Source organism: Kitasatospora sp. Xyl93 (assembly GCF_055383135.1).
This window is the reverse complement of record NZ_AP029185.1, coordinates 1,414,115-1,430,932: the sequence shown is the minus strand read 5'-3', so window position 1 is coordinate 1,430,932 and position 16,818 is coordinate 1,414,115. Positions and strand designations below refer to the sequence as shown.

The window sequence follows — 16,818 nt, the reverse complement described above, 5'->3', positions numbered from 1 at the left end:
GGGGTCAGGAGACTGCGGTCCGGTAGCGGCGCAGGCTCAGCAGGACGGTGAGGACGAACACGGCCCCGAGCGAGGCGGCGATGGTGAGCGTGAGGTTCGGGGTGGTGGCGCTGCCGGCGGCGTCCGGGTTGCCCCACAGCCGCCGCAGGGCCGTCACCACGGCGCTGACCGGGTTCCACTCGGCGACCAGCCGCAGCCAGCCCGGCAGCCGGTCGACGGACTGGAAGGCGTTGGACAGGAAGGTCAGCAGGACGGTGACCAGCCCGGCGACGACGTTGATGGTCTCCATGTTCCGGGAGAACATCCCGAGCATCAGGCCGACCCAGAGCATCGCGTACATGAAGGCGGCGAGCAGGGCGAGCCCGGCGACGACGGACAGCGGGCCGTTGTGCGGGCGCCAGCCGAACAGCAGGCCGACCACCGTGACCACGGCCAGGCCGACCAGCCCCACGACCAGGTCGCCGAGGGTGTGGCCGAGCAGCACGGCCGGTCTGGAGATCGGCATGCTGCGGAACCGGTCGACCAGGCCACCGCGCAGGTCCGCCGCGACGGCGACCGCGGTCGGGCCGATCCCGGCCAGGCCGACCTGGGCCGCCACGCCCGCGAAGATGTACTCCTGGTAGCTGCCGCTGCCGGAGAAGGACAGCGAGCCCTGGAACAGGAAGCCGAGCACGATCATCGAGATGAGCGGGTTCATCACGATGCCGATCAGCCGGCCGGGCGCCCGGCGCAGCCGCCGCAGCCGCCGTCCGGCGACGGCGACGGACTCGACGAGCAGGGCCAGCGGGGCCGAGCGGGGGCGGGGGGTGACGGCGGTCAGCATGCCCGGCCCCCGTCCGTGCCCCGGCCCGCGTCCAGGCGGCGCAGCTCGGCGTCGACCAGCCGGCCGATGACGGCCTGCGGACCGGGGTGCATCAGGTACTCGTGGCCCGCGGCGATCCGGTGGACGACCACCCGTCCGTTCACGTGCGGCTCCCATCGGCCGGTCTGGTCGGCGAGTTGGTCCGCGGTCCACTCCTCGGCGGCCGCGAAGAGGTGGAGGTCCCCGGTGAACCGGCCGGGGGCGAAGCGCTCCATCAGCGCGCCGTGGTGGCGCGACAGCCGCAGCAGCCGCAGCAGCGACTCCTCGTCGAGGTCGGCCAGCGGGCCGGCCTCGCGCCGGAGCAGGTCGAGCAGCGCGTCGCGGGTGCGGCCGGGGCCGGTCAGTTCGCCGCGCCGGTGGCCGAGCGCCTCCAGGGCGCGGAGCAGGAGTTCGCGGTCGTCCTGCCCGCTCTCGTCGCGGCCGGTGGGGCCGACGTACCCGTCCAGGTCGGCCAGGAAGTCGACCCGTTCGCCCGACTCCTGGAGCCGGACGGCGATCTCGTGGGCGAGCACGCCGCCGTAGGACCAGCCGAGCAGCCGGTACGGGCCGTGCGGCCGCAGCCGCCGGATGGTCCGCACGTAGTGCTCCGCCGCGTCGCGGATGTCGGTGGGCAGCGGGGCGGTGGCGTGCAGCGCGGGCGACTGGAGGCCGTACAGCGGGTAGCGCGGATCGAGGTACCGGGCCAGCCCCAGGTAGGGCAGGCTGAAGCCGAGTCCGCTGTGCACCAGGAACAGCGGGGGCGCGTCGCCGTCCGGCCGGATCGGCAGGACCGGGGAGAACGCGTCCGCGGACTGTTCGGCGGAGACGGTCGGCCGGGCCCGCTCGGCCAGGGCCGCGACGGTGCGGTGCAGGACGACGTCCGCCACCGCCAGCCGCAGGCCGGCCGACTGCGCCCGGCCGACCAGCCGGACCGCCAGCAGGGAGTGGCCGCCGAGGTCGAAGAAGCTGTCGTCGATGCCGACCCGGGGCAGGCCGAGGACGTCGGCGTAGAGCGCGGCGAGGGTCTCCTCGACGGGGTTGCGGGGGCGGCGCGCGGTCCCGGCGGGGGTGAGGTCGGGCGCGGGCAGCCGGTTGCGGTCGATCTTGCCGTTGGGGTTGAGGGGCAGTTCGTCGAGGACGACGACGGCGCCGGGGACCATGTACCCGGGCAGGTGGTCGGCGGTGTGGTCGCGCAGGGCGGCGGGGTCGGGGGTGGTGTCGGGGGTGGGGGTGACGTAGGCGACGAGGGTGGGGCCGGTGGGGCCGTCGGTGCGGGCGATGACGACGGCGTTGCGGACGGTGGGGTGGGTGGTGAGGACGGCTTCGATCTCGCCGGGTTCGACGCGGAAGCCGCGGATCTTGACCTGGGTGTCGGCGCGGCCGAGGTAGACGAGTTGGCCGTCGGTGGTCCAGCGGACGAGGTCGCCGGTGCGGTACATCCGTTCGCCGGAGGCGAACGGGCAGGCGAGGAAGCGGGTGGCGGTGAGGCCGGGGCGTCCGGTGTAGCCGCGGGCGAGCCCGGCGCCGGCCAGGTACAGCTCCCCGGCCACTCCCGGGGGCACCGGCCGCAGCCCGTCGTCCAGCACGTACGCCCGGGTGTTGCGGATCGGACGGCCCAGCGTCACGACGCCGTCGCCCGCCAGCCCGGCCGCCGTGGACCAGATGGTGGTCTCGGTCGGCCCGTACAGGTTGGTGACCTCCTCGGCCCGGGCGGCCAGGGCGTCGGCCAGGGCCGGCGGTACCGCCTCGCCGCCGATCAGGACGCGCAGCCCGCGCACCGACTCGGGCCGGTGCAGCACGAGTTCGTGCCAGAGCGCCGGGGTCGCCTGCATGATCGTGATGCCGTCGCGTTCGAGGGAGCCGGCCAGCGCGGCCGGGTCCAGGGCGACGCCCTCCGCGCCGACCACCAGGCCGGCCCCGGACAGCAGCGGCAGGTAGACCTCCAGGCCGGCGATGTCGAAGGACCAGGTGGTGACGGCCAGCAGCCGGTCGTGGGCCTCCAGCGGGAACCGCTCCCGGACGGAGCGCAGCAGGTTCATCAGCGACCGGTGCTCGACCATGACGCCCTTGGGCCGCCCGGTGGAGCCGGAGGTGAAGAGCAGGTAGGCCAGCCGGGAGCCGTGCAGTGGCGCGGCCCGGTCGGGGTCGGTCAGCGGCCGGTCGTCCAGCGCGGCCAGCGCGGCGTCGACCTCCGGGTCGTCGAGGGCGACCGTGGGCACGTCGGTGCGCGGAAGCCGTGCGGCGATGGCGAGTTCGGTCAGCAGGAGGACGGGCGCGGCGTCGTCGAGCATCAGCCGGATGCGGTCGGCCGGGAGCGCCGGGTCGACCGGCAGGTAGCCGGCGCCGCTCTTCAGGACGGCCAGCTGCGCCACCACCATCTCCGCCGTCCGGGGCAGCGACAGGGCCACTGGCCGATCCGGGGCGACCCCGAGGCCGACCAGGTGGCGGGCCAGGCGGTTGGCCCGGGCGTCGAGTTCGGCGTAGGTGAGGGCGGTGGAGTCGGTGACGACGGCGACGGCGTCGGGGGTGCGGGCGGCCTGGGCCTCGAAGGCGGTGACCACCGTGGTGCCGGGGTCGTCGGTGGCGGTGCCGTTGTGTGCGGTGCCGTCGTCGGCGGCGTCCTCGGTGGCGGTGTCGTTCCAGTCGGTGAGCACCTGCCGGCGCTCCTGCGCGGTGAGGACGTCCAGTCGGCCGAGCGGGAGCCCGGGGTCGTGGGCGACCTGGTCGAGCAGTCGGACCAGCCGGGCGGCCAGGGCCTCGGCGGTGGCCGGCTCGAACACGTCGGCGTTGTACTCCAGGGTGCCGACCAGACCGTCCGCGGAGTCGTCCTCGTGGCGGCGCTCGGCGACGGCGAGGGACAGGTCGAACTTGGCGCTGTCCCCGCCGACCGGCTCCTCGGTGACCGTCAACCCCGGTAGGGAGAGCGTCGGTTGGACGTTGTTCCGAAGGGCCAGCATGACCTGGAAGAGCGGGTTGCGGCCCATGGAGCGGGCGGGGTCGAGGACTTCGACGAGTCGTTCGAAGGGGATGTCCTGGTGTTCGTAGGCCTTGAGGGCGGTTTCGCGTGCGCGGTCGAGGAGTTGGGTGAAGGTGGGGTTCGCGCTGGTGTCGGTGCGTAGGACGAGGGTGTTCATGAAGCAGCCGACGAGGTCTTCCGTGGCGTCGTCGGTGCGTCCGGCGATGGGGGAGCCGATGGGGATGTCGTGGCCGGCGCCGAGGCGGGTGAGGAGGGCGGCGAGGGCGGCTTGGAGGACCATGAAGAGGGAGGCGCCGTTGTCGCGGGCGAGTTCGGCGAGCCGTCGGTGGGTGTCGGTGGTGACGTGGAAGGGGACGGTGCCGCCGCGGTGGGTGGCGACCTTGGGGCGGGGGCGGTCGAAGGGCAGGGCCAGTTCCTCGGGCAGGCCGGCCAGCTGCTCCGTCCAGTACGCCAACTGCCGTGCGGCCAGGGAGTCCTGGTCACCGTCCTCGCCGAGGAGCCGCTGCTGCCAGAGGGTGTAGTCGGCGTACTGCACGGGGAGGGCGTTCCAGCCGGGCGCGGTGCCGGTGGACCGGGCCGCGTAGGCGCGGGAGAGGTCCCGGGCCAGCGGGGTGGCGGACCAGCCGTCGGCCACGATGTGGTGGACCACCAGCAGGAGCAGGTGTTCCGTCGGGCCGGTGCGCAGCAGGGTCGCGCGGAGGGGCAGCTGGGTCGCGAGGTCGAAGCCGCGGGCCGCCTCCCGGGCCGCTTCCCCGGCGGCCTCGGCAGGGGTGGTCTCCCGGAGGGTCAGCCCCTTCCAGGCCTCCGCGCCCAGGACCTGCTGGCGGGGTTCGCCGTCGGTCTCCGGGAAGACGGTGCGCAGCACCTCGTGCCGCCCGACCAGGTCGGCCAGCGCCGCGTCCAGGGCGGCGGTGTCCAGCGGCCCGGACAGCCGGACCGCGAAGGCCATGTTGTAGGCCGCCGAACCGGGCTCCAGGTGGTTCAGGAACCACAGCCGCCGCTGGGCGAAGGACAGCGGCAGGGCCGCGGGGCGCGGTCCGGGCCGCAGCGCGGGCCGCGCGGAGCGGTCCTGGCGCAGCCGGCCGACCAGCCGGGCCACGGTCGGGGCCTCGAAGACGTCCCGGATCGAGACGGTCGAGCCCAGGGCCGTACGGATGCGGCTGACCAGCCTGGTCGCCAGCAGGGAGTGGCCGCCGAGGTCGAAGAAGCCGTCGTCGATGCCGACCCGGGGCAGGCCGAGGACCTCGGCGTAGAGCGCGCAGAGGCTCTCCTCGGCCGGGGTGCGGGGCGGCCGGGTGCCGACGGGGGTGAAGTCGGGCGCGGGCAGCCGGTTGCGGTCGATCTTGCCGCTCGGGGTGAGCGGGAGGTCGTCGAGGACGACGACGGCGGCCGGGACCATGTGGTCGGGCAGGTGGTCGGTGGTGTGGTCGCGCAGGGCGGCGGGGTCGGGGGTGGTGTCGGGGGTGGGGGTGACGTAGGCGACGAGGGTGGGGCCGGTGGGGCCGTCGGTGCGGGCGATGACGACGGCGTTGCGGACGGTGGGGTGGGTGGCCAGGACGGTTTCGATCTCGCCGGGTTCGACGCGGAAGCCGCGGATCTTGACCTGGGTGTCGGCGCGGCCGAGGTAGACGAGTTGGCCGTCGGTGGTCCAGCGGACGAGGTCGCCGGTGCGGTACATCCGCTCGCCGGGTGCGAAGGGGCAGGCGAGGAAGCGGGTGGCGGTGAGGCCGGGGCGTCCGGTGTAGCCGCGGGCGAGTCCGGCGCCGGCCAGGTACAGCTCCCCGGTGACGCCCGGGGGCACCGGCCGCAACCCGTCGTCCAGCACGTAGGCCCGCATGTTCCAGATCGGACGGCCGATCAGGGTGTCGGCGCCGTCCGGCCCGGCGAGGACCTCTCCCCGGGTCGCGACGGCACCGGCCTCCGAGGCGCCGTAGAAGTTGAGCAGCCGGGCCCGGGGCAGGGCCCGCCGGAACGCGCGGACGGTGGCGGCGGGCAGTTGCTCCCCGCTGCAGATCCAGACCGCGCAGCCCGCCGCGCCGGACAGTTCGCCGTCCCGGAAGCCGTCCAGGAAGGCGTTCAGCAGGCTGGGGACGACGGTGAGCCGGGCGATGCCGTGCCGGGCGGTGGCCGCCGCCAGCTCGGGCACGCTGCGGGCCGTGTCGGCGTCGACCAGGACGGTGGAGCCGCCGGACAGCAGCGGTGCCAGCAGCTCGGTGATCCCGTCGATCACGCTGACCGGCGACTTCGCCAGGATCGCGGCCTCCCGCTGGCCGGGCAGCTCCTCGGCGAACCAGGTCAGCCGGTTGACCAGGGCGCGGTGCAGTCCGAGCACGCCCTTGGGCCGGCCGGTGGAGCCCGAGGTGTAGATCACGTACGCCGGGTGGTCGGGCAGCAGCGGGCGGGTGCGGTCCGCGTCGGTGGGGGCGGTGCCGGCCAGCGCCGCCGTGGCGCGGTCCAGCGCGGGGTCGTCCAGCAGCAGCCGGGGCAGGCCGGTCTCCGGCAGCCGTCCGGCGGTCGCCGTGTCGGTGAGCAGCAGGACGGGCGCGGCGTCGTCCAGCATCAGCCGGATGCGGTCGGCCGGGTACGCCAGGTCGACGGGCAGGTGCGCGCCGCCGGCTTTGAGCACGGCCAGCAGGGCGACGACCATCCGCGGCGACCGGGGCACCGCGAGCGCCACGGTGTGCTCCGGTCCGACCCCCAGGCCGATCAGGTGGCGGGCCAGGCGGTTGGCCCGGGCGTCGAGTTCGGCGTAGGTGAGGGCGGCGGTCTCCGTACGGGCGGCGGTTGCCGTGCGGACGGCGGCTTCGGTGCGGACGACGGTCTCGGTGCGGACGGCGACGGCGTCGGGGGTGCGGGCGGCCTGGGCCTCGAAGAGGGCGACCACGGTGGTGGCGGGGTGGCCGCCGGCGGTGTCGTTCCAGTCGGTGAGCACCTGCCGGCGCTCCTGCGCGGAGAGCAGGTCCAGTCGGCCGAGCGGGAGCCCGGGGTCGCGGGCGACCTGGTCGAGCAGTCGGACCAGCCGGGCGGCCAGGGCCTCGGCGGTGGCCGGCTCGAACACGTCGGCGCTGTACTCCAGGAAGCCGTCGATCCCGGTCGGGGCGGCGAGCGCGTCCTGCTGTTCGGCCAGGAAGAAGTTCAGGTCGAACTTGACCGAGTCGGCGGCCGGCGGCTCGAAGGCCGCCCGGACGCCCGGCAGCGAGAGCTCGGGGCGGGTGTTGTTCTGGAGTACCAGCATGACCTGGAAGAGCGGGTTGCGGCCCATGGAGCGGGCGGGGTCGAGGGCTTCGACGAGTCGTTCGAAGGGGATGTCCTGGTGTTCGTAGGCCTTGAGGGCGGTTTCGCGTGCGCGGTCGAGGAGTTGGGTGAAGGTGGGGTTCGCGCTGGTGTCGGTGCGTAGGACGAGGGTGTTCATGAAGCAGCCGACGAGGTCTTCCATGGCGTCGTCGGTGCGTCCGGCGATGGGGGAGCCGATGGGGATGTCGTGGCCGGCGCCGAGGCGGGTGAGGAGGGCGGCGAGGGCGGCTTGGAGGACCATGAAGAGGGAGGCGCCGTTGTCGCGGGCGAGTTCGGCGAGCCGTCGGTGGGTGTCGGGGTCGACGTGGAAGGGGACGGTGCCGCCGCGGTGGGTGGCGACCTTGGGGCGGGGGCGGTCGAAGGGCAGGGCCAGTTCCTCGGGCAGGCCGGCCAGCTGCTCCGTCCAGTACGCCAACTGCCGTGCGGCCAGGGAGTTCTGGTCACCGTCCTCGCCGAGCAGTTCCCGCTGCCAGCGGGAGTAGTCCGCGTACTGCACCGGCAGCGGCTCCCAGGAGGGGGCCGTTCCGCGGGCCCGCGCCGTGTACGCCCGGGTCAGGTCCCGGGTCAGCGGGGCGGCGGACCAGCCGTCCCAGGCGATGTGGTGGACGATCAGCAGCAGCAGGTGCTCGGCCGGGCCGGTGCGCAGCAGGGTGGCCCGCAGCGGGATCTCGGTCGACAGGTCGAAGCCGCGGCCCGCCTCCCCGGCGGCCTCGGCGGGGCCGCCGTCCCGGACGGTCAGCCCGGTCCAGGCCTCCGCGCCCAGGACCTGCTGGCGGGGTTCGCCGTCGGTCTCCGGGAAGACGGTGCGCAGCACCTCGTGCCGCCCGACCAGGTCGGCCAGCGCCGCGTCCAGGGCGGCGGTGTCCAGCGGCCCGGACAGCCGGACCGCGAAGGTCACGTTGTAGGCCGCCGAACCGGGCTCCAGCCGGTTCAGGAACCACAGCCGCCGCTGGGCGAAGGAGAGCCGGCCGTCGGACCGGCCGTGGGCGGCGCGCCGCAGCGGTGGCCGCACCTCGCCGCCGCCCGCGAGTTCCCGGGCGACGCCGGCCACCGTCCGCTGCTCGAAGAGCGTGCGGATCGGCACCTCGGTGCCCAGCGCGGAGCGGACCCGGCTGATCACCTGGGTGGCCAGCAGGGAGTGGCCGCCGAGGTCGAAGAAGTCGTCGTCGATGCCGACGGCGGCCCGGCCGAGCGCGTCCGCGAAGATCCCGCCGAGGATCTCCTCGACCGGGGTGCGCGGCAGCCGGCCCGCCGGGGCGGGGGCGCTGTCGGGGGCGGGCAGGGCCCGGCGGTCCAGCTTGCCCTGCGGGGTCAGCGGCAGTTCGTCGAGCACGACGACGGCCGACGGGACCATGTACTCGGGCAGCGCCTCGGCGACCCGCTCCCGCAGCGCGGCAGGGTCCGGTACGGCCGGGGGCCGGGCGACCACGTAGGCCACCAGCCGGTCCTCGCCGTCGTCGGTGCGGACCACGACGGCGGCCTGCGCCACCTCGGGCCGGCCGGTCAGCACGGACTCGATCTCGCCCAGCTCGATCCGGAAGCCGCGCAGCTGCACCTGGTCGTCGGCCCGTCCGGCGTAGTCGAGTTGGCCGTCGGGGCGCCAGCTCGCCAGGTCGCCGGTGCGGTACATCCGCTCGCCGGCGGGGCCGAAGGGGTCGGCGACGAAGCGTTCGGAGGTCAGGCCGGGCCGGTCCAGGTAGCCGCGGGCCAGGTTGCCGCCGACGTAGAGCTCGCCGACCACCCCGGCCGGGACCGGCCGCAGCGCGGAGTCCAGCACGTAGACCCGGTGGGCCCGGGTGGGCCGGCCGATCGGGGGCCGGCCCGAGGCTCCGAGCCGCTCGCTCACCGTGGAGGCGATCACGGCCTCGGTGGGGCCGTAGCCGTTGATCATCCGCAGCTGCCCCGACCAGCGGGCCACCACGTGCGGCGGGCACGCCTCACCGGCGACGACCATGGTCAGGTCGGCGGGCAGCCGGGTGTCCTCCGGGAGCGCGGCGGCGACCACCGGCGGCAGCCCGGCGAGGTTCACCCGGTGGCGGTGGATCAGGTCGACCAGCGGCCGGCCGGGGACCCGGCACTCCTCGTCGGCCACCACCAGGGTGCCACCGCCGAGCAGCGACAGGCTGAGCTCCCAGACCGAGGCGTCGAAGCTGAACGAGGCGAACTTCAGCACCCGGGTGTCCGGGCCGGCGCCGAAGCGCTCGATCAGGCTCGCCACCATGGCGGCGAAGCCGGAGTGGTCGACGGTCACGCCCTTGGGCCGGCCGGTCGACCCGGAGGTGTAGATGACGTACGCCGGGTGCCGGGGCAGCAGCGGGGCGGTCCGCTCCGCGTCCTGCGGGGCGTGCGGCGCCAGGGCGGCCAGCTCCGCCGCGGTGGCCGGGTCGTCGAGCAGCACCGCGGCGCGGCCGCCGTCCGCGAGCCGCGGGGCGAGGTCGCGGGTGGTGACCAGCACGGCGGGCCGGCTGTCGGCCAGCATGAAGGCGATCCGGTCGGCCGGGTACTTCGGGTCGATCGGCAGGTACGCCGCGCCGGTCTTGAGCGCCGCCAGGACGGCGCAGGTCATCTCGACCGGGTCCGGTACGGCCAGGGCGATGATCCGCTCCGGTCCGACGCCGCGGGCGATCAGCAGCCGGGCCAGCCGGTTCGACCGCTCGTCCAGTTCGCGGTAGGTCGTCTCGCGGCCTTCGAAGACCACGGCCACGGCGTCCGGCGCCTGGTCGACCCGGGCGGCGAACAGCGCGGGGACCACGGTCCGCGGGGCGGCGTCGGCCCGGCCGGCCCAGTCGCCGAGGATCCGGTGCCGCTCCTCGTCGGTGAGCAGCGGCAGCCGGCGGACCGGGACGTCCGGGGCGGCCAGGACGCTCTCCACCACGTGCGCGAAGCGGTCCAGGATGCGCACGACCTCGCCGCGGTCGTAGCGGTCGGGCCGGAACTGCGCGCTCAGCGTCAGCCGGGTGTCCGGGTACGCGAGCACCGCGAGGCCGCGCTCGCCGGCCAGCCGGGTCCGCGCGTCGCCCAGCCGCAGCTCGGGCACCAGCGCGTTGAGCCGGCCGACGTCGGCCTGCGGCTGGTTCTGGTAGCTGAACACGGTGTCGAACAGCTCGCCGGCGCCGGCGATCCGCTGCACCTCGGCCAGGCCGAGGTGCCGGTGGTCGAGCAGGGCGGTCTGCTCCTCGTCGATCCGGTGGAAGAGCTCGGCGACGGGCAGGTCCGGGTCGAGCCGCACCCGCACCGGGAGCATGTTCAGGAAGAGGCCGACCAGCGACTCGATGCCCGGAAGCTCCGGCGGCCGCACCGAGTTGACCGCGCCGAACACCACGTCGGAGGCGTCGGTGAGGCGGCCGAGCAACAGCGCCCAGCAGCCCTGGAGGACGGTGTTGAGGGTGAGGTTCTCGGCGCGCGCCCAGGCGACCAGCCGGGCGGTGAGCTCCTCGGGGAGGGCGAGGTCGACGGCCTCGGGCAGCCCCGGGTCGCCCGGCCGGTCGGCCGTCCCCAGCCGCAGCGGCTCGCCCAGGCCGTCCAGCGCCCGCTGCCAGGCGGCGCGGGCGGCCTCGGTGTCCTGGGCGGCGAGCCAGTCGAAGTACGCCCGGTAGGAGGGCGCCGGCGGCAGGGCGGACGGGTCGCCGCCGGTGGCGTACAGGGTGAACAGCTCCTGGGCGATCACGCCCATCGACCAGCCGTCCACCAGCAGGTGGTGCAGGGTCCACAGCAGCCGGACCCGGTCGGGGGCCAGCCGGATCACGGTGAAGCGCAGCAGCGGGGGCTGGGCCAGGTCGAAGCCGCGGGTCCAGTCCGCGTCGGTCAGCCGCTGGGCCTCGGCCGCCTGCTCGGCCGCGGTCGGGAGGCCGGACAGGTCGACCTCCTCCCAGGGCACCGGCACCTCGGCGGCCACGACCTGCCGGGCGTCCTCGGTGGACCGCTCGGGGAAGTGCACCCGCAGGCCGTCGTGGCGGGCCAGCAGGGTGGCGGCCGCGGCGCGCAGCGCGGCCGGGTCGAACGGCCCCTCGATGTCCAGGACGGCCTGCATCAGGTAGGAGTTCATGCCCTGCTTGTCGAACTCCGTCTGGAAGATCAGGCCCTTCTGGAGCGGTGACAGCTCCAGGGCCTCCCCGTCCGTCGCGGCGGCCCCGCCCCGCCGGGCGTGGGAGCCGTGGGCGGCCAGGGCTTCGAGCGCGCGGAACCAGGCGTGGGCGATGTGTTCGGCGTCCTCGTCGGCCAGCGCCTCCGGGGCCCAGAGCCAGTCCGCGACCAGGTGCGGCCCGTCCGGCCGGTCCTCGGTGACCGGGGTGGCCGCGAGCACGTGCCGCAGCGGCATCCGCGGGTGCACCCCGGTGCCGACGACGGCGTGCCGGGAGTCCGGCAGCCAGTCCCCGGCGCTCTCGTCCCGGTCGGTCTGGAAGCGGCCGAGGTAGTTGAAGCCGAGCTCCGGCACGCCGTGCCGGGCCAGCGCGGCGACGGTCTGCGGGTTGAGGTGGCGCAGCAGCCCGTAGCCGAGCCCGTGGTCGGGCAGCCGGCCCAGCTGCCGGCGCACCCGGCGCACCGCCGCGTCGAGCGGCTCCCGGGAGGTGTCGCCGAGGTCCAGCCGCACCGGGAAGACGCTGGTGAACCAGCCGACGGTGCGGGAGAGTTCGGCCTCGTCGGTGAACGGCTCGCGGCCGTGGCCCTCCAGTTCGACGGTGACGGCGCCGGCCGGGCGGCCGCGGTGCCGGCGCCAGTCGGCGACGGCGAGCGCGAGGCCGGTCAGCAGCAGGTCGTTGATCTCCCCGCCGTAGCCGCGGCGGGCGGCGGCGAGCAGGGCCGCGGTGGTGTCCGCGGGCAGCTCCAGCCGGAGCCGGTGCGCGGAGCCGTACACGTCGCGCTCCGGGTCCAGCGGGCGGGCGCCGAGCGGCTCCCGGCCCGCCGACTGCTCGGCCCACAGCGGGAACTCGCGCACCCGCTCGGCGGTGCGGGCCTGCTCGCCGAGCAGCTGCGACCAGCGGCGGTAGGAGGTGCCGACCGGATCCGGGTCCAGGCCCCGGCAGGCGGCGGCGAGGTCGTCGACCAGGACGCGCCAGGAGATCCCGTCCACGCACAGGTGGTGGGTCAGCCACACCAGCCGGCCCGGGCGGCCGGGCCCGGCGTCGAGCAGCACGAGCTGGGTCACCGTGCCGGCCTCCGGGGCCAGCCGGGCGCGGGCCGCGTCGATCTGCTCGCCGACGGCGGCGGCCAGCGCGTCCGGGTCGTCGGCGAGCGCCGAGACGTCGACCCGGCGGACCGCGTCGGCGGCCCGGACGGCGCCCTCGGGCAGGGCCTCCAGGGACCACAGGCCGTCGGCCACCGCGGTCAGCCGCGACCGCAGCGCGGCGTGGTGGTCCAGCAGGACGGCGGCGGCCGCGGTCAGCCGGTCGAGGTCCAGGCCGGCCGGGGTGGTGAGCACCTGGTACTGGCTGTACTGCCGGGTGCGCTCGTCCAGGACGGCCAGGTCCTCGCGCAACTGGTGGGCGATCGGCAGGAGTTCGACCTCGCCGGTGTCGTCCGGCGCGGCGGCCGGGCGGGTCGCCGCACCCGGGGAGCCCGGCGCGGCGAGCGCCGCGACGGCCGCGGGGGTGTGGTGGGTGCGGATCTGCAGCGGGGTGACGGTCAGTCCGGCCCGGCGGGCGTGGCCGACCGCCAGGATGGCGCTGATGCTGTCCCCGCCCAGCTCGAAGAAGTTGTCGGTGGGGCGGACCTCCGGCACGCCGAGGACCTCGGCGAACGCGGCGCAGACGATCTCCTCGGCCCGGCTGCGCGGGGTGTCCGGCCGGGCCGGGGCCTCGGCGGCGGGCCCCGGGTCCGGCAGCGCCCGGCGGTCGACCTTGCCGTGCGCGGTCAGCGGCAGGGCGTCCAGGACCAGGACGTCGCGCGGCACCAGGTGGTCCGGCAGGACGGCGGCCAGGCGCTCGCGGACCGCGGCCGGGCGCAGCTCGGCCCCGGCGCGCGGGACGCAGTAGCCCACCAGCCGCTTGCCGCCGCCGGCGCCGTCGACCGCCCGCACCACGGCGTCCGAGACGTCCGGCAGCGCGCGCAGCGCCGCCTCGATCTCGCCGAGCTCGATCCGGTGGCCGCGCACCTTCACCTGGTTGTCCCGGCGGTCCAGGAAGACCAGCTGCCCGTCCCCGTCCCACACCACGCGGTCGCCGGTGCGGTACATCCGGCTGCCCGCCGGGCCGTACGGGTCGGGCACGAACGCGGCGGCGGAGCGGGCCGGGTCCGCCAGGTAGCCGCGCCCGACGCCGGCGCCGCCGACGTACAGCTCGCCGGGCGTGCCCTGGGGTGCCGGGAGCAGGGCGTCGTCGAGCACGTAGAGCCGGGTGTTGCGCACCGGGCGCCCGATCGGGACGGAGCCGCGCGCCGGGCCCCCGGGCCCGAGGTGGGCGTGGGCGACGTCGTCCGAGCACTCGGTGGGCCCGTACGCGTTGACCAGCCCGACCAGCGGGTAGCGGTCGGCCCAGCGCCGGCACAGGTCGGCGGGCAGCGCCTCGCCGGTCGCCACCAGGTGGCGCAGCGCGGCCAGCCGGGGGCCTGCGGCGGTCAGGTCCCAGGCGTCCAGGGCCGCGCGCAGCAGCGAGGGGACGACCTCCAGGACGGTGACGCCCTCGGTGTCGGCGAGGGCGAACAGCAGGTCGGGGTCGGCCGCGGTCTCCCGGGGCACCACCCGCACCCGGCCGCCGACCACCAGCGGCGCGAGCATCTGCCACACCGACACGTCGAAGGTGACCGGGGCGTTGTGCACCACGGTGTCGGCCCGGTCCAGCGCCAGGTCGTCGACCTTCGCCAGCAGGTGGTTGACCATCCCCGCGCGGTGCACCATGGCGCCCTTCGGCGCCCCGGTGGACCCGGAGGTGAAGATCACGTACGCCAGGTCCAGCGGGGCACCGAGGACGGGCGCGAGGTCGTCGGCGGCGTCCCGGTCCCGGGCGGAGACCTCCAGCACCCGGATCGGCCGGCTGGCGGCGGCCACCGCCCGCTCGGCGAGCGGCCGGTGGGCGGCGTCCGCGACCACGGTGCCGATCCCGTTGTCGACGAGCAGGGCGACGGTCCTGGCCTCGGGCGCGTGCGGGTCCAGCGGGACGTAGGCCGCGCCGGCGCCGATCACGCCGAGCACCGCGGCGATGAAGTCGGCGCCCGGGGCGACCAGCAGGGCGACCGGGCTGCTGCCGTCCACCCGGCGGGACAGGGCGCTCGCCCGGCCGACCAGTTCGGCGTATCCGGTCGTGCCGCCGTCCTCGACGACCGCGACCGCCTCGGGGTGCCGGGCGGCGACCTCGCGGATCCGGGCCACCGGGCAGTCGAACTCCGCCGGGCGCTCCGGTCCGCTCGCCCGCCGCAGCCAGTCGGCGCGGTCCCCGGTGGCCACGGCCAGGCCGCCGACCGGCCGGTCGTCCCCGGCCTCGGCGAACCGGTCCAGGAAGTCCACCAGCCGGGCGAGGTGCCCGTCGATCTCCGCCCCGGTGTAGCGGTCCGGGTTCCCGTTGAGGTGCAGTTCGATGCCGGCCCCGGCGGTCTCGACCACGGTGACCATCAGGTCGTCGATCAGCCCGGTCGACAGGTTGACCACCCGGGCGGTGCACGGGCCGAGGGCCAGCTCGGTCTGCTGCGGCAGCAGGTTGACGAACGGTCCGAACGGCCGCCGGTCGTCGCTGCGCAGCCCCATGGCGCGGCGGATCGCGCTGACCCGGTGGCGCTGGTGGCGGAGCACCTGGGCGAGTTCCCGGGAGGTCCGCCGCAGCAGGCCGGCCTTGGTCAGGGTGGGGCGGACGGGCACCCGCAGCGGCAGGTAGTTGGCCAGCATCCCGGGGATCGACCGCTCGTGGGCGGTCAGCCGGGCGGTCACCGGCAGGGTCAGCAGGACGTCCTCGACGCCCGTCATCCGCTGGGTGTACACCGCGACCGCGGCCATCACCGCGGTCGGCCAGGTGACGTCCGCGCGGCCGGCGGTGGCGCGCAGGTGGGCGCAGGTGGCGGGGGACAGGGCGGCGGTGCGGCGCAGGAAGCCGCGCGGCGGGGCCGCCGGGGGCTCCCGGTGGGAGAGGTCGGCCGGCTCCGGCGGCTCGGGGAACCGGCGCTGCCAGAACTCCGCGTCCCGCCGGGCCCGTTCGGAGCCGCGGTGGGCCGCCTCGGCGGCGAGCAGGTCGGCCAGCGGGGGCAGCGCCGGGCCGGGGTCGCCGCCGTCGGCCCCGTACAGTTCGGCCAGCCGGCGCCAGAGGACCACCTGGCTGAAGCCGTCGCACAGCAGGTGGTGGACGGAGAGGTAGAAGAACGCCCGGTCCGGGCCGAGGGTGAGCACGGCGAGCCGGAACAGCGGGAAGCCGGCGGGGTCGTACGGCTTCGCCAGGTCCGCGTCCATCCAGCCGGCCGCCGCCGCCGACGGATCGGCCTCGGCGCTGAAGTCCACCTCGTCGAGCGGGAGTCCGGCGATCTCGCGCAGGCGCTGGCGGGGCTCGCCGTCGACGTCGAGGAACTGCGCGCGCAGGCACTGCGCCTCCTCGACCAGCCGGGCCAGCGCGGCGCGGAAGCGGGCCCGGTCCAGCGGGCCGCGGACGTCCAGGTAGCCGGCCGAGTTGTACGCGTTGTTCCCGGCCGACCCCTGGACGTCCAGCCAGATCTCGGTCTGGCCGGCCGTCAGCGGCAGCGTGGTCCCCAGGACCGATGTCATCACAGGCTCCCCACGGAGGTCGGGCCGATCGAGGCGAGGCCGGAGCCGGGCGGCGGCGCCGCGCCGTCCAGGGCGTCCGGGCCGAAGGAGTCCAGCACCCACGCGTCGTCGTAGACGGTGTCCAGGTAGCGTTCGCCGAGGTCGGGCGCGATGGCCACCGCCGTCAGCTCCTCGTCCGGCCGGTTGGCGCGCAGCCAGCGGGTGGCCCCGCTGAGCACCGTGCCGGTCGAGCCGCCGAGCAGGAAGCCCTCGCGCAGCAGGGCGCGGCAGGCCCGGACGGTGTCGGTCTCCGGGACCAGCACGGTGTCGTCCACGTAGGACTCGTCGAGGATCGGCGGCCGGACGCTGGTGCCGATGCCCGGGATCAGCCGGCCGCGCGGCTCGTGGCCGAAGTTGACCGAGCCGACGGCGTCGATCGCGACGATCGTCACCCCCGGGTTGTTCTCCCGGAAGTACCGGGCGCAGCCCATCAGGGTGCCGGTGGTCCCGGCGCCGACGAACAGCACGTCCAGCTCCGGGAAGGCCTTGGCGATCTGCGGCCCGGTGGTGCGGTAGTGGGCGGTCCAGTTGCCCGGGTTGGCGTACTGGTTCAGCCAGTGGAAGTCCCGGTGCTCGGCGCACAGCCGGGCGACCAGGTCGAGCCGGGCGCCGAGCAGGCCGCGCTGCGGGTCCGGCTCGGTCACCACCCGCACGTCGGCGCCCAGGCGCTGCATCAGCCGCCGGGAGACGGAGGTGCAGCGGGAGTCGGTGACGCAGACGAAGGTGAGCCCCCGGCTGGCCGCGACGAGGCTGAGCGCCACGCCGAGGTTGCCGGAGGAGCTCTCCACGACCGTCATCCCCGGCCGCAGCTGCCCGGACCGGAGGGCGGAGTCCACCATCTCGCTCGCCGCCCGCAGCTTGACCGAGCCGGCGAAGTTGAACCCCTCGCACTTGAGGTACAGCGGACGGCCGACCATCCGTCGGAGGTCGACGTACAGGTCCTCGACGTCGAATTCCTGCGGTGTCGTGATAACTGGCATGCGTCTACTC

3 protein-coding genes are annotated in these 16,818 nt (G+C 75.7%); all 3 read right to left on the bottom strand.

Going from position 1 to position 16,818, the window contains the following annotated elements; genetic code table 11:
- Positions 1 to 4 precede the first annotated feature (4 nt).
- The 3 genes from ACZ5GH_RS06130 to sbnA are packed head-to-tail and all read right to left on the bottom strand — an operon-like array spanning position 5 to position 16,808.
- Positions 5 to 823 carry an ABC transporter permease gene (locus tag ACZ5GH_RS06130; protein ID WP_387751208.1) on the bottom strand — a complete coding sequence of 273 codons (819 nt, stop codon included), beginning with the start codon at positions 821 to 823 and terminating at the stop codon, positions 5 to 7.
- Complete coding sequence (locus ACZ5GH_RS06125) at positions 817 to 15,789, bottom strand: non-ribosomal peptide synthetase (protein WP_464333659.1); 14,973 nt, start codon at positions 15,787 to 15,789, stop codon at positions 817 to 819. Before ACZ5GH_RS06125 ends, ACZ5GH_RS06130 begins: the two co-directional genes overlap by 7 nt.
- On the bottom strand, positions 15,789 to 16,808 hold the full coding sequence (gene sbnA, locus ACZ5GH_RS06120; protein WP_387751214.1) for a 2,3-diaminopropionate biosynthesis protein SbnA: 1,020 nt from the start codon (positions 16,806 to 16,808) through the stop codon (positions 15,789 to 15,791). Before sbnA ends, ACZ5GH_RS06125 begins: the two co-directional genes overlap by 1 nt.
- Positions 16,809 to 16,818 lie beyond the last annotated feature (10 nt).